Below are 21,080 nucleotides of genomic sequence, written 5' to 3' on the forward strand. Positions count from 1 at the left end.
AGCTCAATGTAGCTTATGCTTGCCCCTTTCACTGTCTTCTATTCAAAAGTGACTTATGACTCGTGAGGCTAGGAGCTGCAGCTTAAAAAAACTACTTTTACATACCTTAATGAAAAGCTTTGACAATATAATGAAAATGATGTAAAGTACCAATGGGCGAACATTTTTAGTTTAACTAAAAATAAATATTCGTGTTTAGGGGTGTTATTCATGGAAAATGTGTTTGATTATGAAGATATTCAATTAATTCCGGCAAAATGCATTGTAAACAGCCGCTCTGAATGTGATACAACTGTAACGTTAGGTGGACATACGTTTAAATTACCTGTAGTCCCTGCTAATATGCAGACAATTATTGATGAAACGATTTCAATTTATTTAGCTGAAAATGACTATTTCTATATCATGCATCGTTTTGAACCAGAAAAGCGAATCGATTTTATTAAAATGATGAAATCACGCGGATTAATCGCATCAATTAGTGTAGGTGTTAAAGAGGAAGAGTATGGGTTTATTGAGCAATTAGCAAGCGAACAGCTAATTCCTGAATTTATAACAATTGATATTGCACACGGGCATTCTAATGCTGTTATTGCAATGATCCAGCACATCAAAAAGCTTCTTCCAACTAGCTTTGTCATCGCAGGGAATGTTGGAACACCGGAAGCTGTAAGAGAATTAGAAAACGCTGGTGCTGACGCAACAAAGGTTGGGATCGGACCAGGTAAAGTATGTATTACAAAAATTAAAACTGGCTTTGGTACTGGAGGCTGGCAATTAGCTGCACTTCGTTGGTGCGCAAAGGCAGCAAGTAAACCAATTATCGCTGACGGAGGAATTCGCACTCACGGTGATATTGCAAAATCAATTCGTTTCGGCGCTTCCATGGTTATGATCGGTTCATTATTTGCAGGTCATGAGGAATCACCAGGAAGAACAATTGAAAAAGACGGAAAACTTTATAAAGAATACTTTGGTTCTGCATCAGAATTCCAAAAAGGTGAAAAGAAAAATGTTGAAGGTAAGAAAATGTATGTTGAGTATAAAGGCTCATTGCAAGATACATTAACCGAAATGGAGCAAGACCTTCAATCTTCTATTTCCTATGCAGGCGGAAAGAAATTAGATGCCATCCGTAATGTTGATTATGTGATCGTAAAAAATTCAATTTTTAACGGTGATAAAGTTTTTTAATTTGCTTAAAAGAGCGAGGTTGCTTCCTTGCTCTTTTTTTATGAACAACATACTTTACATTCAATCGTAAAGTATGTTGTTTTTATCGGGTCACAGTTTGTCGCCACTTTACGGAAGCTCCACTTCCCTTCTCCCCCTATTATCCGCAACAAAAAGTAAGCCTCAAGAAAATTAGATTTTTTTGGGATTTTCACATAAATATATACATTTCAATATTAATCTATTGAAAAAAATGTCGATATAAAAAATATTGGTGAAATTTATCGAATTATGTATACAACATGAAGGAGAGACTATATCTATGAAATGGCTTAAGGATTTAAAAATTATCTTTAAAATTACCATTATAGCAGCAATTTCGTTAATCGGTATTGTCATTGTAGGATTAACCGGTTTTAGCGAAATAAGAAATATGGGAAATAAGCTAGATGATATGTACACGGATAATCTAAAACCGATCGAAACAATTAGTACGATAAAATCTAATCTACAATATACTCAACAAAACCTTATTGAACTAATGGTGAATACTGACGAAAGCCGAAATGAGGAATTATTAGCTGAACTCACTGCCAAATTAGAAGAAAATGAGAAGCTATTAGAAACGTATCATACGAATGACCAAGAGCAATTAGAAAAGCTAGACAGGGTGACAAATTTATCTAACCAAATTACTGATTCCGTAACAAAAGTAATCGATCTTGCTTCAGCTAATAAAAACAATGAGGCTTATGAGCTCTACATTGCTGAAACAGATCCGATTTTGCAATTAATCGATGAAACTTATACAGATTTAATTGAATTAAATAGTAATTTTGCAAAAGCAGTTAATAATCAAAACAGTAAGGATATTCAATATGCAACAATCATTATGATCAGCATTACGATTGGTTGCATTATACTATTTGGTTTAGTTAGCTTAATCATCGCAGGTCTTATCTATAAACCTGTGAAACAGATGGAAGGCTTGATGAAAAGAGCCGAAAACGGAGATTTATCTGTCCAAAGCGATTATCAATCAAAGGATGAAATCGGTTCTCTATCTACATCCTTTAATAACATGCTTATTCAATTAAATCAATTAATCTCAAAAATCGGATTATCTTCAGACCATGTTGCAGCTGCATCTGAACAATTAATGACAAGTGCCGAAGAAACAAATCGTGCATCAGAGCATATAGCTGAGGCAAGTACAGTCCTTGCGTCATCTGCTGAAACTTCAGTAAGAGAAACGGAACAAGCATCAACCTCGATTCAAGAAATGGCAATGGGCATTAATCATATTACAGAGTCTATCTCACTCGTATCAGAGCATTCAAATACAACAACTGCAGAATCTGAAAAGGGGAATGTTTTTCTTAAGAAAACAATTAATCAAATGGATTCTATTAACCAAACAGTTCTTGAATCCTCAAGCATTATAAAAGACCTTGGGCAACGTTCAAAGGAAATCGAGAACATCGTTGCGATGATTTCTACTATTTCTAATCAAACAAATCTATTAGCCTTAAACGCTGCAATTGAAGCCGCTCGGGCTGGAGAACACGGGAAAGGCTTTGCTGTTGTAGCTGATGAGGTTAGAAAGCTTGCCGAGGAATCGAATCGTTCTGCAGAGCAAATCACACAACTCATTCAAGAAATCCAAAACAATACATTAAATGCAGTTGAAGCAATGGATAAATGTATGACAGAAATGAAGGCTGGCCTTGACTTGATAAATCAAACAGGGGAATCCTTTAACCAAATTCTTCACTCCGCGACAGACGTATCGAAGCAATCCGAGGAAGTAACTGCAGCAGCACAGCAAATGTCTGCAAGTGTTGAACAAACAGCCTACGGCATATTAGAAATTTCCAAAAATGCAGAAACCTCTGCTTCTTCATCACAAACAGTAGCAGCAGGAGCCGAAGAACAGCTTGCATCAATGGAGGAAATTACAGCCTCTGCCCAAACATTAGCTAAAATGGCTGAGGAGCTTCAGACGATGGTGAGTACATTTAAATTAAAATAAACTATTAAAAAACTTAACAGTAGTTTGCTCAAATTTATAAATGAAATTTGCCAGTTAAGCTTTCACTTTGCAAAGGTCGTCTCACATAAATGAGACGGCCTTTATTGTACATAGAGAAGAAAATAAAACATTTATTCTTACATTTAGAGCTTTTCTATTAGTTCAATTATTTTTGATTCTAGTTTATGTAACCTTTCATTCATTCCCTTCCATTCCCTTTCTAAATATTCAATTCTCCCTTCCGTCTCTTCTTTAGTTGATTCTCTTTCACTATGGTCAGCAGAAGAGGAATTTATAGTACTATTTTTTTCAATTGCATAGCCTTGTTCACCCATAATTGAAATGAGTTTTTTCCTTTCAGAAGGGTGTAGTGCATTAATTTGTGTAATAATATGATCTATTCGATTATCCTGTAATTTATCTAAACCAACTTGTCTATCAGTAATAACCTTTACGAAAGGAATTTCGCTCGTTAATTCCTGTATTGTCTCTTCAATTAAGCCCATATACCTTGATTCTAACCAATCTCTAGAGAATTCATTTTGAGCAATAATTGTCCAATTATTCCCCTCTATTTTTGCATCAGTTGCCTTTAACCATGTTTCAAAGGATGGCTTACTTAATTTTCCTTCTATCAGCTTCAACACTTCTAACCAACGTTCATTCATAAGTAGAAACAGCTCCTTTAATTTTCAATGATTCATAGCAAAACAACATTTATACCATCCAAACAACAAAGGTCTAACAAGATGACATAACATCTTGTTAGACCTTTGATTTTAGTTATCCTGTACTTCATTCCGTTTTTTCTTAAACATCTTCGATAAAACTTCGTACACGATTGGGACGATAATTAATGTTAATAACGTTGAGCTTGTTAATCCACCGATAACGGTAATTCCAAGTCCCTTCGAAATTAAACCTCCACCGCCTCCTGTGCCAATTGCTAATGGAATTAATGCACCAACTGTAGCAATAGCTGTCATAAGGATTGGGCGTAGACGCGTAGCTCCTGCTTCAAGGATCGCTTCACGCATTGACATACCGTCACGCTCCATATGAATGATTCGGTCAACGAGTACGATCGCATTCGTTACAACAATACCAATTAACATGAGAAGACCCATCATAACCGATACAGAAATTGTTTCTCCTGCGATTAAGAGACCGACAAATGAACCAATAACCGCAAATGGTAACGAGAATAGAATCGCAAACGGCGCAACCCCTTCACCAAATGTAACTACGAGGATGAAGTATACAATCGCGATCGCTGCAAGCATCGCTACGCCTAGCTGTGTAAAGGTTTCTTGCATATCAGCAGTAACCCCAGCAACATCCATTGTTACTCCTTTAGGTAAATCAATATCATTAAGCTTTTTGTCTAGCTCAGATGATACTTTTGAAATATCATCACCAATAACAGTACCTGATACTGTTGCATAATATTCACCTTTACTACGAGCAAGTGTATTCATTGTTGTGCCCTCTTCAACCGTCACAAGCTCAGATAAAGGCATTGCTCCAGCCTGTGTTTGAACAGGTGTTTCTAACATTTCATCGATTGATTTAGGCTCTGCTTCTTGGTCCTGTTGAACAATCACATCAATTGCTTCTCCATCTTTTTCAACAGTTGTTAATACGTCTTTTGAGTTATTCGGACTTAACATCATGACGATTTGACCAGTAGTTAATCCGTATTGCAGCAAATGATCTTGCTCTACATTAAAGACATATTCGACATATGCATCTTCTGCACTTGATGAAACATCTTCAAGCTTTTTGTTATCCTTCATAATGTCTTCAGCTTTTTTAACTGTTTCATTCAGCTTATCTAAATCTTCACTATAGAAGGTGTAGCTAACCTCATTTGTTGAACCCGACATTGAACTAAAGTTTTGGCTCTTCCATTCACCAGACTGACCGATATTGAAAACATAATCTTCAATTTCTTCACGAACCTCTGGAAAGTTTTCCATATCAGGATCAAAAATTAAATACATTAATGCGCCACCAGCGCCGCCACCCATCATAGCCGTTTGCACATCTGCTTCTTCATTAACAGATAACTGAAGAATGTCGATATCATCTCGTTTTAATAATTCTTCCTCAACCTTAGCGACATTCTCTAACGTTTCATCCTTTAGCTCACCTGTCGCAGGAGTATACGTTAGATACATGACCTTTTCCTCTTCACTACCCATAAAGCTAAAGCCAATTAACGGAGTTAAGCTTAAGCTTCCTACTAAAAGAATGATCGCTGCAAGTGATGTCACAATTTTATGATTTAATGTCCATGCAAGCACTTTCTTGTAGACGTTTGAAAGCTTCCCTTGCTCTTTATGGCCACCCTCTGTTTTTTCACTATATAAACGCTTTTTAAATAGGAAGTGTGATAAAGCAGGAACAATGGTAATCGCCACAATTAACGATGCACCTAACGCAAATGGCATCGTTAAAGCAAATGGCATGAACAATTCACCAACCATACCACCAACGAAAATTAGTGGTGCAAATACCGCAACCGTTACTAATGTTGAAGATAAGATCGGTTTAAACATTTCAATTGTTGCCTCACGTACAAGCGCACGTCCTGATAATTTTTCTTCTTTTAAATGAAGTCGTCGATAAATATTTTCAACAACAACGATCGAGTCATCGATAACACGACCGATTGCAACTGTTACCGCACCTAATGTCATGATATTTAGTGTAATATCAAGCCAGTTCAATAGCAGGAGCGCCATGAAAATCGATACTGGAATAGAAATAATTGAGATAATTGTTGATTTAAAATCACGTAAGAATAGCAAAATAATCAATACAGCGATTAAACCACCAAACAATGCCTTTTCAACCATCGTATGGACTGATTTCTCAATCGGCTCACCTTGGTCAAGTGAGATATCAATAACAAGTCCATCAATTCTCTCTTGTTCTTCTTCTACTAACTCTTTTACTTCATTTACAACATCAACTGTATTATCTTGCTGACCTTTAACGATTTGAATCGCTATTGCATCCTCACCATTTGTTCGTGAAACAGATTGAACCTTACCAACCGTCTCAATCTTCGCAATATCACCAAGCTTAACAAAAGGTGTTTGGACTGTTTCAGAAGGAGTTACAGGAATAACCATTTCTTTTAGTTCATCTGCTGTCATGAACTTACCATCGATCGCAACGGCTTGTTCACCTTCTTCAAACTCATAAAGACCTAATGATACAGCCATATCACTAGCTTGGATCATTTCCTTTACTTTATCTTCAGTTAGACCGTATTGGGCCATTTTTTCCTTATCATACGTTAATTGAACTTCATCGATATGCTGTCCAGAAATCGTTGCTGAGGCTACACCGTCGAGCTTTTCAATTTTAGGAAGTAAAATATCATTTACTGTTGATGTAAGCTCAACAATATCTTCCTTTGTACTACTAACACTTAACGCAACGACAGGCATCATATTCATACTGATTGCCGAAATCGTAGGTTCTTCTACATCCTCAGGCAAAGTTACATTGCTTAAAGCTGATTCAAGCTGGCGTTTCTTTTCATCCATATCAACACCATAATCATATTCAACTTGAATACTAGATAAGTTAGAGGATGAATTTGAGTAAACTGCATTTACATCTTCTAGTCCTTCTACTGCCCTTTCAATCGGCATGGACACATCTTCCATTACTTTTTCAGGTGTTGCACCAGGATAAATACCTGTTACCATTAAGTATGGAATCGAAATATCTGGTATCGTTTCTGTTTTCATCTGTGTACCAGAATAAATACCTGAAACCGTAATAATTATCGTAAGTAACCATACCGCAAGTTTATTTTTCAGTACAAAATTTACTATAGATTTCACCTTTACACCTACCCTATTTGACTTAATCAATCTATTTATTTATACTAATGACTAATCGGTCATTTGTCAACAACATTACCTAGGAGAGAGATAGAATGTTGAAAAAACAATTAATTATGGAAAAGGCCTTGGAACTATTTGCAGAGCAAGGGTTTGAAGCAACATCAGTACAACAAATAACCGAACGCTGCGGCATTTCAAAAGGTGCATTTTACTTGTCCTTTAAATCTAAGGATGAGCTGATCATTTCATTAATAGACCATTTCATGACGCAAATCGTCAGCGAAATTGACTACAAGGTCAGAACGATAGAAAATGAAAGCCTTTTATATGATTTCTACTATTCAAGCTTTCATGCACTAAGTAAATACTCAAATTTCGCTAAGTTATTTATTAAAGAACAAACTCATACGCTTAACGAGGAGTTACTAGCGAAGCTTCACGGTTACAATCAACTTCAAGATAAAACAATTTTATCGATGGTCGAAAGATTATATGGCAATAACGTCGAACATTCAAAATATGATTTAGTATATTGCATAAAAGGATTTATTCAAACTTATTTACCCCTACTATTATTTACTAATATATCTCTAGATTTAGTAGCTCTAGCAAAGTCACTTACCGAAAAAACGGAGATATTAGCTAAACATGTGACCATCCCTTTTATTACGAATGAGCTAATACAAATCATAAACCAGCCTTTAGAGGAGCACTTCTCAGAAGAACAAATCATTGAAATGATTGATCGAAACCTCGAAGTAATGGAAGAATCAATCGAAAAAGAATCTCTCCTTATATTGAAGGAAGAATTACTAGAACCTAAACTAGGCCGGGCACTAACAAAGGGATTATTAGAAAACATAAGAAACAATCCACACTGTAAATGGACTTCTTTTATACTTAGAAATTACTTTAATATTTGATTCACTACAAAAGTAACACACGTAAAAAGGCAACTGCATAACGGTTGCCTTTTACTATGTTTTCTCTTTTCATCGCAACATTTATTCAAAACGAATTCTTGTCATTCCTATCACTAAAAAAACAGCAGTGAATGCGAGAAGAATCCCAACTGGTACTAATATGTCCAATACTGTTCCTCCCCTTGCCGAAAGCTCTGCAAAGCCTTCAAGTCCCCAATATTGCGGAACAAACTTAGCGAGCTGCTGCATGAAGTCTGGCATAATCTCAAGGGGCCAATAAACACCTCCAAGCATACATGTCGAAACAATAATAAGATTCCCAAACACAGATTGTTGCTCTGATGATTTAACAATGCTAGCGATGAATAGACCTAATCCAATCGTACAAAGTAATAGGCTTGATACAAGGATAATGTTACCCACTACATTTCCCCACTCGACGTGAAATACAAACTTCGAGACGAGCATAAGAATACCAAATTGAATCCAGCCAATTACGAAAAAGGCAAACAAATACCCAATCAACAGTTCACTTTTCATTGTAGGAGTGGACATCATTCGATACCAGACACCAGTTTGTCTAGCCTCTAATATTACCCCTGTACTTACAAGCATTGTCATCATGACGAACATAATTGAAAAGCCTGCGGAACGGGCAGTCATATCATTCATCATTTCAAGTTCTTTCCCTTTCATTATTGACACCATTTCAATTCCATCTGGGGTTGTGGCAAGTTCTTTAGAAACTTTCTCTTGAACTCCCTGCAAATCATCCCCTGTCACATTATGATACGTATTTGAAGCCTTTGCCGTCATCAATAGGTTAACGATACTATCATTGATGACTTGCTCAATTATCGCCGCACCCTCAAATGAAGGTGATGCGATAAACGTAATTTCCGGATCCTCTATCTGCAAAACGTCATCCTCAAAGCCTTCATTGATCTGAATATACCCTGTTATTTTTTGTTCAGAGAATTTGTCACTTGCTTCCTGATGATTTTCAAGACTTATCGTCATGATCTCCTTACTCTCTATCTCTTGAATGAATGCCTCCGAAAAAGAAGACTGATCAAGATCAACGACAGCAATGGTTGGCTTTTCCTCCTCTTCCTCATTAGAAAAGAGCCCCCCAAAAATGAACGTAAATAACAGAGGCATGCCAAACATAAGGAGGTATGATTGCGGCTTCTGAAAAATCCTCTTTAGTTCAAATAATGTAATAGCACCAATCTTTCTCATCGTTTCTCCTCCTTAGCTCACCTTTAATTTAAGCGATCCTAAAATCAAGGCGATTAATCCACTTAAAATAAGTATTGCAATAGGTAAAGCAAGTGTATTCCAGGTCGTTCCGTTCATTACTTCTAAAAAGCTATTAAGAGCCCATTTATTAGGAGCAATATTCGCAAGTCTTTGAAGGCCCTCAGGAAAAGCTGTAAGTGGAACCATTGACCCGCCTAAAAGTGCCAAAATTTGAATACCAAGTCCACCAACTGAATCGGCCGTTTTCTCTTCTGTCAACAGCCCTGCAATAATCATTGAAAAGCCTGCAACAGAAATGGAATAAGCTAAACCAATGGCGACGATTTGCAATAGGTTATTCCCCCAATTAACATCAAATAAAAAATGGGTAGTCAGAACAAATATGAAAAACTGGATGATTGAATAATAGAGAGTTCCTAAAAACTTCCCAAATATGATAGAGGAATATCTTATCGGACTGCTCAATAATCTAGCTAATGTTTCAGTTTTCCGCTCTTGAATTATCGATTTTGCACCAATCGTTATATTGAATAATAAAAACATTGCCGCCATCGCAGCTGCATAGTACTGCATTCCTGAAATAGGCTCTTTTCCGTCCTTCTCAGCTGTTACCGCATCGACTTTAGAAGACGCTATTTTAGTAAGCTCATCAGCAATTTGCATCGATATGTCAGCAATGTTTATTTTCTGATTAGACGCTGGAACTGCCGTTGCTAGCTCCTCCGTTAAGACTCCTGTTGCAATCGAGACAGAGGTCGCTTTTTCTACAAAGGATGTCGTGATCGTCTGAATAATCTTCGACTGAATCCCCTTCTCAGGATCATGATAAATTGTTAAATCATGTACATCACCATTTGCTAGACCTTCTCCCCAGCCAGCAGGAAGGAATAACCCGACATCCACACTCTGCTGCTCCACCTCTTCTTGTAAACGTTCCTTTGAATCAATTTGCTTAACAGTTAAGCTTTCTTTTAATTCATCACCTTGCAATACGTCATGTATAAATTGATCTGTTAACAGATCATCTTGTGACGATACGACGATACCGACCGTTGTTTTCGGAATCGAGCCATTCTCTCCAAAAACACCGCTAAGTGCTGAACCAAGGATAGCTGTTAAAATAATCGGCATAAGTAGCATCATCACAAATCCTTTTCGGTCGAACAGGCTAATTTTTATATCCTTCAGCGCAATTGTGAAAAAACTCATCCTTTATCCTCCTAATCTCGTAATGAACGCCCTGTTAACTGTAAGAAGAGCGTCTCTAGATTAGGCTCTTTTACTTCAACGGCACCAATTTTCATTCCATGATTAACAGCAGTGGTCATAATATTTCCTAATGTCTCATGAGGATTTTGTACAAAAACCTCAACGACATCGCTGTCCTCTTTCGTCACAACTTGTTTAATATTATCTAAGCTCCTTAACGCTTCTACTGCTTCAATCGAAGCTTTTTCAATTGTTAGCTGCACAACCGAACCACCAACTAAACGGCTGCATAGCTCCGTTTTCGTTCCAATGGCAATAACCTCACCATGGTCAATGATGCCAACACGGTTACAAAGATACTCTACTTCCTCCATATAATGACTTGTGTAAATAATCGTCATTCCTTGTTCATTAAGTTTTTTGACTGTTTCTAAAATATGATTTCGTGATTGTGGGTCTATCCCTACTGTCGGTTCATCCATAATCAGCAGCTCAGGCTCATGCATTAAGGCTGCACCAATATTAATCCGCCGTTTCATCCCACCTGAAAATGTTTCGATTCTCTCCTTTGCTCGGTCGGTAAGTCCCACAAAATCCAACACTTCTTCCACCCGACTCTTCGCCTTCGTCCCTGTTAACCCGTACATCTTCCCCCAAAATAGCAGATTATCTCTAGCAGACATTGTAGGATAGAGCGCAATTTCCTGTGGGACAACTCCGATCTTTTTCTTAATATGCATGGGGAATTTTTTAACAGATCGATCGCTAACAAGCACTTCTCCTTGGTCATATGGGAGAAGGCCACATATCATTGAGATCGTTGTTGATTTGCCCGCTCCATTTGGTCCAAGCAAACCGAATGATTCCCCTTTATCAATTGTAAAGGAAACATTTTTAACTACTTCTTTATTCCCGTAGCTTTTCTTAAGCTCTTTAACCTCTAACATATTTCCACATCCTTTTGAACGATTCTGTTGATTTGAGTATTAACATTTCACTTGATGTTTAAATTTTAGCTTTTAACTTCTCTTTACAAATCTCTCTCTAGATAGATTTTTCCATAAAAAAAATACAGCTATGTTAGCTGTATGTCATAGAGTCGATTATGCCGAAAGTCATGATGAAAATGTTGTAATGTTATATCTAACAGCAAAAATAGCTGCTTGTGTACGGTCTCTTAGCTCAAGTTTATTTATAACGTTTGATACGTGATTTTTAACCGTCCCCTCTGAAATAAACAGTTCAGCTGCGATTTCCTTGTTATTTAAGCCTAAACCGAGCTTATGTAACACTTGTAGTTCACGCTCTGTTAATTCGCTTATTTGTTTTTGTACTTCATCATCAGTGACAGTCTCATCAGATGATTGATTTCTTCTCATTTCTCTAACAATATCTGCAGTTAATTCTTTTGGTAAGACCATACCACCTGATTGGACCGTTTTTATCGCTTGAACAATCGTGTCAGTAGGCATATCCTTTAACAGGTAGCCACTAGCTCCTTCTTCAAGCGCTTCAAAAATTAACTCACTATCATTAAAGGTTGTTAACATCAAAACCTTCGAATCTGGTAGGGCGGCTGTAATCAGCTTTGTCCCTTCAACCCCATTTGCAACAGGCATGCGAATATCCATTAACACGATATCCGGCCGATGCTGCATCGCTTTCTCTAACGCCTCTCGTCCATTTGCTGCAACATCGACAACATCTAGATCAGATTTAAGATTTAGAATTGTCGCAAGCCCATCACGCATTAGTTCTTGATCATCTGCAATTATTATCTTAATCATTGTCCCCCACCTATCTGCCACCTAATTTCCTTTAAAGGAAAACTTGCTTTCACGATAAAACCTGTATCAGGCATGCCTTCAAACACAATTCTCCCGCCATGCTCAATGACTCGTTCTCTCATATGCTTCAAGCCAAAGCCTGGACTTATCTCTGATGAACCTTTCCCATTGTCGTTGATCATCGCCTCTACCGCCATATCGGTTACTTCAATCTTAATTTGACATTCTGTAGCCTGCCCATGACGAACTGCATTTGTAATCGATTCCTGGATTACTCGTGTTATGTCTAGCTGCATAGATATTGGGATACGCGAGGCATCGCCATGTAATTGAAAGCTAGATTTCAAGCCTGTCATCTTCTGATAGTCTTCAAGGATTTTCCTCGTTACTGTGATAAAGGATTGCGGTTTGTCCGTGTCTTTTAACGTGCGAACAGACAATCGAATTTCCTGAAGAGCATTTCTCGCAAGCTCTTCACATAACAGCACCGTCTGCTTACTTTTTTCCGGCTGTATATCCAGAAGCTCCTTTGCTACCTGTAGTTGAACAAGTAGTGCTGTCATTTTATGTCCAACCGTATCATGAATCTCTCCAGATATCCGATTCCGTTCTCGAATAAGTGTCAATTCCTCTACTTGTTGTGAAAAAAGATGTAGCTGCTGATGAGCGTCCTTCAAGGCATCATGCGTTTTTTGAAGCTCCTCATATTGCTTTTCATTTTCTACTTGTGCAAGCTCTAGCTTATGAATTAACCGACCGACAACTGCAGAAAAAAGAATAAATGTAAAGTTTACAATATTGCTCATAACATCAATTACGCCTGTTGCATAGTACGTGTAATAAATACATCCCCCCCATACGAGAAAGAAACCAACGGAGAAACGAGTAATTACTTTCTGACTTTCAGAAAATAAAAAAATTGTTACAGCGTTCACTCCAAATAAAATTAAATATAATGTTGATCCCGGAAAAAGAAAGACAAAGCCTATAGTTAAGATCGAATCCATTACAATTAAGATAGGAAAATAGTTTTTTCCAAACGAGGTAATTAACATAATGTGATTGATACAAAATCCAATAGACGCAACCATAACAAAAATGAACTGAATCGTCGTATGACTTCCAAGATTAAAGTAATAGATGTAGCTGATTAAAACAAACATAACGAGCCGAATACTTTTCAAAAGAGTAAAATTCAAGAAATCACCTCAATGGAATGGGTAAACAAAAATAATATCGATTAATAAATAGAATACAAATATTATAAACTTATCCTTTATTATTGATAAGGTAATATTTTCAAATAGTCATACATGCAGTTCCCTACTCCTATAAACTTACAAATCCAGCTATATAAAAAAGATTGATCCTTTATAATGAAAGAGGAATGAAATTTGCAATTAATATTTAGTAATCAAAGGAGGAGTTTTTTTGGAATTTAGCACTGAAAGATTAACAATTAGACCGTTTAATCGTAATGACTTACAAGATGTATTTACCATATACAATAACGATGATACGTGTAAATATCTCTTGCATGATAAGTGGACACATGAAAATATGCATGAAAGATTTAATAAAAAGCTAGAAAATCGTGTACTCACAAAAGAAACAAATTTAAGTTTAGCAGTAGTAAACGATACTAAAGTCATTGGTGATTTATCCGTTTGGTATACAGATATGAAAGATACTGTTGAGATTGGTTATAGTTTTTCTAACGAAGCATCAGGAAAGGGTTATGCAACTGAAGCCGTGAGTAGTTTAGTCAAGAAGTTATTTGTTGATTTTGCTGTGCATCGTATACAAGCCAACCTTGATGCAAGAAATAAAGCATCACAAAGGTTGTGTGAGCGTATAGGTATGAGAAAAGAGGCTCATTTTATTCAGGATTTTTGGAATAAGGGTGAATGGACAGATAGCATTGTATATGGGATGTTATTCTCGGATTTAAAATTACGAAAATAACAGAAGGTATCAACGTTTACGCCATACTTATAATCAGACTTTATCATAAAGCTACAGCAAAAAGCACCACATTCAGTTATTTATCTGAATGTAGTGCTTCTTACTTATCATGTCATATTCTGATTTACTAACTGTTAGTTATCTCGGTTTACGATATAATCCATTAAATGCTTTAGAAAGGTCGTATTGTGTGATACGTTACGTACAGCCTCCATCGCCAAACAATAATGATCCCACATTGCTTTCTTTGCACCAACCACACCTAGTATTGATACAAAGGTCGCATTATGATTTTCTTCATCTTTACCAGGAGCTTTTCCAAGTAAACTAACACTCCCCTCAACATCTAAAAGGTCATCTTTTATTTGAAAAGCAATGCCTAAATGACGCGCATAGTTTTTCAATGCTTCTATTTCCTCCTCATCCGCCTTTGCGAGTATTGCAGGCATGACAAGAGAAGCCTCAAACGCTATCCCTGTTTTATAAAAACACATCGTATTTAATTGTTCGAGAGTCAACTGCTTCCCCTTTGAATCTAAATCCATCGCCTGGCCTCTACACATTTCTGCTGTAACTTGGACTGAGTATTGGATTAAGCGAAAAACAGCTTCTGATTCAAATGAATTTAGTGATGCTTGTTCTTCAATCGCCTTTTGAGTAAGAAAAAGACCGGTTAATTCCGCTACAGCACTGTTATAAATCTGGTGAAGAGTCGGGCGTCCCCTTCTTATTTTTGCGTTATCCTGAGATGGCAAATCATCAAAAATAAGTGATGCTGTATGCATGTACTCCAATGATTTTAAAAGTGGCATAATCGCCTCACCACTCAAACCATATTCATTCACACCGATAACCCAAGTAATAATTGGTCTTAATCGCTTGCCGGAACCTTCCAAGCTATAATTTGCTGCCTCAATAATCGGATCATCCATTGAGTTATTTTCACTATTAGAAATTGGGAGGCTATGATTTATCTGTTCACGAACTGTTTTTAATTGCTGAAAAAATTCTTCTCGCTCTTTTCGTTCTTTTTTTAAATTTAATAAGATTTGGTCACGCAGGAGCTTATCAAAGAAATCAACATCATCTGCCTTCTCAACCATCTTTTGAATTAATTGATTAAAGGCTGGCATCCCTTTCGTGAAAAGCGCCATCACATCATTGTATTTCTCCGCTCCAATTCGCTCTTTAAACCGTTTCAAGCCATTTATAGCTCGGTTCAACATGACTTCACATGTCTTCGTATCAGATCCGTACACATTGTGAATTAAATTAGCGATAACTGTCCAGTACAATTCAAAGGGATTGATTAAATCCGGTCTTTCTCGATGATATGTTAAATAATACGTATACGGCGTAACCGCACCAGCCTCCAGATCATGAAACATATCGGCAAAATCATCTGCTAGCTGATTATAAATCCCGTATAAAAACGTTCTGTTATCAAAGCCCTCGTCCTCTGGGGCATTAATAACGGAGCGAGCTATTAATCGTGAAAAGGATGATTTTAATATGACCGGAATAAACAAATCCTCATTCGTATAGGTTGCGTCTGAGATCTCCTTCATCCGGTCGACCTCTTGCGCTTGGAAAAAAACAAATGCTTGTTCAAAAAATCCTTTTCTTTGCTTAGGATGCTGCTCTGACTTTATATATTGAAAGGCTTCACGAAGCTCGTTGTGAACAGCTCGAATGAAATCTCCGTTTTCCCCAGTCCATTTCCCCAAACTTGGTACTGTTCCTGTAATAAGAGTTGTGCGTATCAAATTGGAATATCGTTGCTTTTCCAGCTTTGATAACACATTCGCATCTAAAAGATCATCTATAAATGGATACGTTACTCCATAGGAATAACCTAACCTAATCGCCGCATCAAGTTGCCTGGCACGCTCCTCTGCTGTGATATTGTCATCCATCTCCTCTATCACATGCATCATAACACCGGCAATAAGCTTAATTAGCTTACGTTGCGCTTGATCAGCATCCATCCCTTGAGGAAGGATGGAAGAAACCTTTTTTAATTTGTCCATTAGCCAAATGATTGCAGCTTCGACGTTTTCCTTCTGTGCCCATCGATATAACTCGACAATACTAAGCGGATCCGCTTCGTTATCCATGTTTGATAAAAGCCGCTGTTTGACACTGGTTACTACTTGCTGAATTTTCTTTTGCGACTCTGATGAATTCAACGTTTTCCCTAAATCCCGTAGAAATATATACGAAAAGCTACGATCCAAATAATTCTCAAGCTTCCCAGTGTAATTTAACCACTTAATGTAGCTATGATAACCGTCTGAAGCAGATATCCTTTTTCCTCGTGATAAAAAGGACATCAATGAAGACCTGCGAATATGATTCTGTCTCCATGCTTGGATGTCCTTTGTTAAGATTGGGATAAAAGCTTTTTTCTCAACATAAGTAAAAAGTGTTTGAAAATATTCCCCTGCCCGCGTCTCAGCATGCTTATAGCTTTTATCCGCATTTTCAATAAGTTCCTGATTCATATCATCCATTCCTCTACATCTTGTTATCTTCTATTTGTATGCAATGCCTACAATGCTCATTTTCATAATCTATAAGTTTTTCATCCTTTTACGTTACCATCTTTATCATGAGAAATCTAAAAAAATACATAAAAATTGACTCAATGATATCTTTTTAAAGCAATTAAGGGAATAGTTATAATTGTTTTGGGGAAAATAAACTATCATTTCCTAAAAATCAGATTGAAGAAAGGAGAAATACTTGCTAGTACTTACTTTAACTCTTTTATTAGCAACCATTCTCTTACTAATCAATTGGAATAAAGCATTACATCCTGTCGAAATCGTTTTAAATTGGATGGTTAATGCGATGATTAATGAGGTATTTATTCTTATCACTATAGTTAACCTAGACTTAATACAACTGTCGAATAAACCTATTTCAGCTATCACTTTCCTAATAGGGAATATTTATTTAATGCCAATGCTAACTCTATGTTTTCTATCCTTATTCATAAGCTTGAAATCAACATGGATGAGAATGGCTCTTTTCATGATTTCGTTGCTCATTCACGGCTCCTGTTTATATGTTGGATATGGGCTTGGGTTAGTAAAGCTCGTTCACTGGTCTTATTATCCTTCAATTTTATATTGGGCCGTCATTTTATGCCTCAATGTATTCATTGTCTTTAGTTATCGAAAATTGTTAGTGAGAGCAGGAATTATGAATGGAAGTATTAACATTTCCAAAAAGCTTTGATGAAAATGAAATATTCGTGCTATTCGTTGCATGCGGATTAATTCTTTTATCACTCATCTTGCCAAAACGGTTTCCAATCCAATTATTTATTTTGCTATTTTTAATAAACTCTGTTATCGGACGCACTGTAGACACTACGCTTGCAACACACCCTCTTGATATTTACAGTAGCTTTGACGATAACACACATGAGGTTTTTGATGAGATAACGTATTCAATCGTTTATTCATTTTACGGTTATTTGTTTTATTATGCTTATGATAAATATTATAAACTACATTCATGGTTTCATGTTGTCATATGGGCTGTTTCTAGTACTATTTTCGAATGGATATCAATCCATTTTGGCGTTTTTCATTATCATCATTGGCATATACTATACTCAGTTGTTGTCTATCTTCTTGTATATACGTTTCACATTTTCTTTTTTAAATGGGCTTCAAAGCAACTGCACTATACGTCAGAGAGAATTCAACAAGTAGAAAAAGGGAATAAATAAAAAAGCTCCTCTAGTCCTTTACGTTACTAATACTAGAGGAGCTGTTATATTTTATGCCAGTTTGTTAATTTCTATTTTCTTCCCTTCATTTCGCCAATCCTTGAATTCTGCTGCCGCCGTAAACAGCGCATCTGTTGAAGAGTTAAGTGCTGTTTCACATGAATCTTGTAAAACCCCAATGATAAATCCTACCCCTACTACTTGCATCGCAACATCAGCTGATATTCCAAATAAGCTACATGCTAGCGGAATTAACAATAATGAACCACCAGCAACACCAGAAGCACCACAAGCACATATTGCTGCAACTACACTAAGAATGATCGCTGTTGCAATATCGACTGAAATGTCCAGTGTATGAACCGCTGCAAGCGTCAATACAGATATCGTAACAGCTGCACCAGCCATATTAATCGTTGCACCTAATGGGATAGAAACAGAATAATTATCCTTGTTTAACCCAAGGTCCTCACATAATCTCATATTTACAGGAATATTCGCAGCAGAGCTTCGTGTGAAGAATGCTGTAATGCCGCTTTCCTTTAAACATTTAAATACAAGTGGATAAGGATTTTGCTTAATCATGACAAAGACGATAATTGGATTAACCACTAACGCTACAAAGAACATACAGCCAAGTAAAACGAGAAGCAATTTTCCATAGCTTAGCAATGATTCTAATCCATTTGTTGCAATCGCCTCAAACACAAGCCCCATAATCCCTAGTGGTGCAAGCTTGATTACCCACGTAACAACCTTTGACACCGCATCTGAAAAATGAATGATGACTGATTTTGTCGAATCAGGAGCACTTCTAAGAGCAAAACCAAGGAGAATTGCCCAAGTTAAAATTCCAATATAATTTCCATTAACAATCGCATTAACTGGATTATCAACAATGTTTAACAATAATGTTTTAAGAACATCCCCTACGCCTTCAGGTGATGTGAAACCTTCAGGACTCTCTGCAAGTGTTAATCCTACAGGGAAAATAAAACTAGCAATTACAGCAATTAAACCAGCCAAAAAGGTTCCTATAAGGTACAGGAGGATAATCGATTTCATATTCGTTTTATGACCACTTTTATGTTGAGCGATGGCAGCCATCACTAGGAAAAGGACTAACACAGGTGCAACCGCCTTTAATGCACCGACAAATAAAGAGCCTAGTATCGTAATAAATTTCGCTCCTTCAGGAACCGTTACAGCTAGGATAATCCCAATGATTAGGCCGATAATGATTTGCTTTACGATACTTAGCTTATTCCACTTTTTCAATATACTTTTCATAAATATCCTCCAATAATTTTCAATTTATATAATAATCTGGATAATTTCATACTTTATAAGTAAATAAACAATTCATTCTACTTACATAGCTTATAAAGCTTAATAAATTTCAAAATAAACCTTTCTACTAAAATATCGGATACATTCCACCCAGAAAGGACAATTGTCTATTTAACGAATACTATTATAAGGACTTTCTCGATATATTACAATATTATTTTGATGTTTCATAATTATTCGAATCTTCATATAATTATCGAGTTAGTAAATCTCACTTTGTTTTTTACTATTTATACGTTATCTTCCGAAAGTTAGTTTAATGGGTATACAAAGTCTGAAGAAATCGGTATACTTAAAATGTAAGCACTTTAACTAATATATGGGGGAGAGCAAATGGGAAAAGAAACTAAACCAAACGAACCTATCGTTACACATATTTTTACGGCAGATCCTTCTGCACATGTTTTTGAAGGAAAGCTATATATTTATCCTTCACATGACCTTGATCATGATGAACCTTCAAATGATAATGGTGACCAATATAAAATGGAAGATTACCATGTTTTATCAATGGATGATGTAAACGGACCAGTCGTCGACCACGGGGAGGTTCTTCACTTAAAGGATATTCCTTGGGCTAGTAAGCAGCTTTGGGCTCCAGATGCTGCCTACAAAAACAACAAATATTATTTATTTTTCCCTGCTAGAGATCTTGATGGCATTTTCCGTATCGGTGTTGCAACAAGCGACAATCCTGCAGGACCATTTACACCAGAGGAAAATTATATTCCAGGCAGCTTCAGCATCGATCCAGCAGTGTTAGTCGATGAGGATGACAAAGCTTATGCTTATTTTGGCGGACTTTGGGGAGGACAACTAGAGAAGTGGCAAACAGGAGCATTTAACCCAGATGCAGAAGGTCCAGCTCCTACAGAGCCTGCTTTAGGACCAAGAGTCGCAGAATTAACTGATGATATGCTAACATTTAAAAGCGAACCGAAAGAAATCTCGATTGTTGATGAGGATGGCAACCCAATTCTAGCAAGCGATGAAGACCGTAGATTTTTCGAAGGCCCATGGGTTCATAAATACAATGGCCTTTACTATTTATCCTATTCAACAGGTACAACCCATAAAATTGTTTATGCTGTAAGCGAAAATCCACAGGGACCATTTGTGTTCAAGGGAACGATTCTTACTCCTGTTATCGGCTGGACGACACATCATTCAATTGTTGAATATAAAGATAAATGGTATCTGTTCTACCATGACTGTGAATTATCAGACGGAGTAAACCATAAGCGCTCTGTAAAATATACAGAGCTAACATACAACGAGGATGGGACAATTCAAACAATTGATCCTTATGGACATAAATAATTTAGACTGATAGCTGACTCTTCTAAGGGTCAGCTTTTATCATGGAGGAATCAAAACCACCAGTGAGAACTGGTGGTTTGCTCTGCGGCTAAAAGCCTCTCTTTCCGGCCTCGGCCTTAAAGGCCCACTGAATGGGTTTCCCTTTTGCACCACATTTACTCACTAATTCTAAAGAATTTTCTTATTTCTTCCTATTTTTTTCTCCTGTAAATGGATCAAACTCTTCGAACAATGTTAATTGATCAGCTCGGTAGTCTTCTACTAGCTGATTTCTAATATATTCTTGTATTTGCTTTTTATTTCGGCCTACTGTATCAACATAGAAACCTCTGCACCAAAATTTCCGATTTCCATATCGATACTTTAAATTCGCATGTCTATCAAAAATCATAAGACTACTCTTTCCTTTTAAGTAACCCATGAATTGAGACACACTCAATTTAGGTGGGA

General features: G+C 36.8%; 17 protein-coding genes. 7 read left to right on the plus strand and 10 right to left on the minus strand.

What is annotated here, in order from left to right:
• Positions 1 to 210: 210 nt before the first annotated feature.
• Both guaC and ACTJJ9_RS02305 read left to right on the plus strand, forming a co-directional pair.
• Positions 211 to 1,194 (plus strand): GMP reductase, encoded by a 984-nt coding sequence (guaC, locus tag ACTJJ9_RS02300; RefSeq protein WP_145581117.1) that lies wholly within the window; start codon positions 211 to 213, stop codon positions 1,192 to 1,194.
• Between the two features lie 301 nt (positions 1,195 to 1,495).
• Positions 1,496 to 3,205, plus strand: coding sequence for a methyl-accepting chemotaxis protein (locus ACTJJ9_RS02305; RefSeq protein WP_145581118.1), 1,710 nt, complete (start codon positions 1,496 to 1,498; stop codon positions 3,203 to 3,205).
• Positions 3,206 to 3,348: 143 nt separating this feature from the next.
• Here the strand turns inward: ACTJJ9_RS02305 and ACTJJ9_RS02310 are convergent, their stop codons facing one another.
• Complete coding sequence (locus ACTJJ9_RS02310) at positions 3,349 to 3,873, minus strand: DnaA N-terminal domain-containing protein (RefSeq protein ID WP_145581119.1); 525 nt, start codon at positions 3,871 to 3,873, stop codon at positions 3,349 to 3,351.
• 111 nt (positions 3,874 to 3,984) lie between these two features.
• On the minus strand, positions 3,985 to 7,068 hold the full coding sequence (locus ACTJJ9_RS02315) for an efflux RND transporter permease subunit (RefSeq protein ID WP_440768425.1): 3,084 nt from the start codon (positions 7,066 to 7,068) through the stop codon (positions 3,985 to 3,987).
• 95 nt (positions 7,069 to 7,163) lie between these two features.
• Between ACTJJ9_RS02315 and ACTJJ9_RS02320 the strand changes: the two genes are divergently transcribed.
• On the plus strand, positions 7,164 to 7,994 hold the full coding sequence (locus ACTJJ9_RS02320; RefSeq protein WP_095302593.1) for a TetR/AcrR family transcriptional regulator: 831 nt from the start codon (positions 7,164 to 7,166) through the stop codon (positions 7,992 to 7,994).
• Positions 7,995 to 8,075: 81 nt separating this feature from the next.
• On the opposite strand, the gene ACTJJ9_RS02325 is transcribed toward ACTJJ9_RS02320, so the two are convergent.
• The 5 genes from ACTJJ9_RS02325 to ACTJJ9_RS02345 all read right to left on the minus strand — a co-directional run bounded on the left by ACTJJ9_RS02325 (position 8,076) and on the right by ACTJJ9_RS02345 (position 13,452).
• Positions 8,076 to 9,236: an ABC transporter permease gene (locus ACTJJ9_RS02325; RefSeq protein WP_145581121.1), complete on the minus strand. Its 1,161-nt coding sequence runs from the start codon at positions 9,234 to 9,236 to the stop codon at positions 8,076 to 8,078.
• Between the two features lie 12 nt (positions 9,237 to 9,248).
• Positions 9,249 to 10,466: an ABC transporter permease gene (locus ACTJJ9_RS02330; RefSeq protein ID WP_145581122.1), complete on the minus strand. Its 1,218-nt coding sequence runs from the start codon at positions 10,464 to 10,466 to the stop codon at positions 9,249 to 9,251.
• 11 nt (positions 10,467 to 10,477) lie between these two features.
• Complete coding sequence (locus ACTJJ9_RS02335) at positions 10,478 to 11,413, minus strand: ABC transporter ATP-binding protein (protein ID WP_145581123.1); 936 nt, start codon at positions 11,411 to 11,413, stop codon at positions 10,478 to 10,480.
• A 168-nt stretch (positions 11,414 to 11,581) separates the two neighbouring features.
• A complete protein-coding gene (locus tag ACTJJ9_RS02340; protein ID WP_145581124.1) occupies positions 11,582 to 12,253 on the minus strand; it encodes a response regulator transcription factor in 672 nt (223 codons plus the stop codon).
• Positions 12,250 to 13,452, minus strand: a complete 1,203-nt coding sequence (locus ACTJJ9_RS02345) for a sensor histidine kinase (RefSeq protein WP_145581125.1) — start codon at positions 13,450 to 13,452, stop codon at positions 12,250 to 12,252. Before ACTJJ9_RS02345 ends, ACTJJ9_RS02340 begins: the two co-directional genes overlap by 4 nt.
• 232 nt (positions 13,453 to 13,684) lie before the next feature.
• On the opposite strand from ACTJJ9_RS02345, the gene ACTJJ9_RS02350 reads away from it, so the two are divergent.
• Positions 13,685 to 14,218: a GNAT family N-acetyltransferase gene (locus ACTJJ9_RS02350; protein ID WP_174879652.1), complete on the plus strand. Its 534-nt coding sequence runs from the start codon at positions 13,685 to 13,687 to the stop codon at positions 14,216 to 14,218.
• A 134-nt stretch (positions 14,219 to 14,352) separates the two neighbouring features.
• Here the strand turns inward: ACTJJ9_RS02350 and ACTJJ9_RS02355 are convergent, their stop codons facing one another.
• Positions 14,353 to 16,731: a polyprenyl synthetase family protein gene (locus tag ACTJJ9_RS02355; RefSeq protein WP_440768426.1), complete on the minus strand. Its 2,379-nt coding sequence runs from the start codon at positions 16,729 to 16,731 to the stop codon at positions 14,353 to 14,355.
• A gap of 232 nt (positions 16,732 to 16,963) precedes the next feature.
• On the opposite strand from ACTJJ9_RS02355, the gene ACTJJ9_RS02360 reads away from it, so the two are divergent.
• Positions 16,964 to 17,461, plus strand: a complete 498-nt coding sequence (locus ACTJJ9_RS02360) for a hypothetical protein (protein ID WP_145581128.1) — start codon at positions 16,964 to 16,966, stop codon at positions 17,459 to 17,461.
• Positions 17,430 to 17,960 carry a hypothetical protein gene (locus tag ACTJJ9_RS02365; protein WP_095302580.1) on the plus strand — a complete coding sequence of 177 codons (531 nt, stop codon included), beginning with the start codon at positions 17,430 to 17,432 and terminating at the stop codon, positions 17,958 to 17,960. The genes ACTJJ9_RS02360 and ACTJJ9_RS02365 overlap by 32 nt, the downstream gene beginning before the upstream one ends.
• 51 nt (positions 17,961 to 18,011) lie before the next feature.
• Here the strand turns inward: ACTJJ9_RS02365 and sstT are convergent, their stop codons facing one another.
• Positions 18,012 to 19,250 carry a serine/threonine transporter SstT gene (gene sstT / locus ACTJJ9_RS02370; RefSeq protein ID WP_145581129.1) on the minus strand — a complete coding sequence of 413 codons (1,239 nt, stop codon included), beginning with the start codon at positions 19,248 to 19,250 and terminating at the stop codon, positions 18,012 to 18,014.
• A 393-nt stretch (positions 19,251 to 19,643) separates the two neighbouring features.
• Between sstT and ACTJJ9_RS02375 the strand changes: the two genes are divergently transcribed.
• Entirely contained in the window at positions 19,644 to 20,630 is a 987-nt protein-coding gene (locus tag ACTJJ9_RS02375; RefSeq protein ID WP_145581130.1) for a glycoside hydrolase family 43 protein, read from the plus strand.
• 181 nt (positions 20,631 to 20,811) lie between these two features.
• Here ACTJJ9_RS02375 and tnpA read toward each other — a convergent pair.
• On the minus strand, positions 20,812 to 21,080 hold a 269-nt coding region (gene tnpA, locus ACTJJ9_RS02380), incomplete at its 5' end, for an IS200/IS605 family transposase (protein ID WP_440768427.1).

The organism is Metabacillus sp. 22489, assembly GCF_052044855.1.
In the GTDB taxonomy this organism is placed as follows: domain Bacteria; phylum Bacillota; class Bacilli; order Bacillales; family Bacillaceae; genus Metabacillus; species Metabacillus niabensis.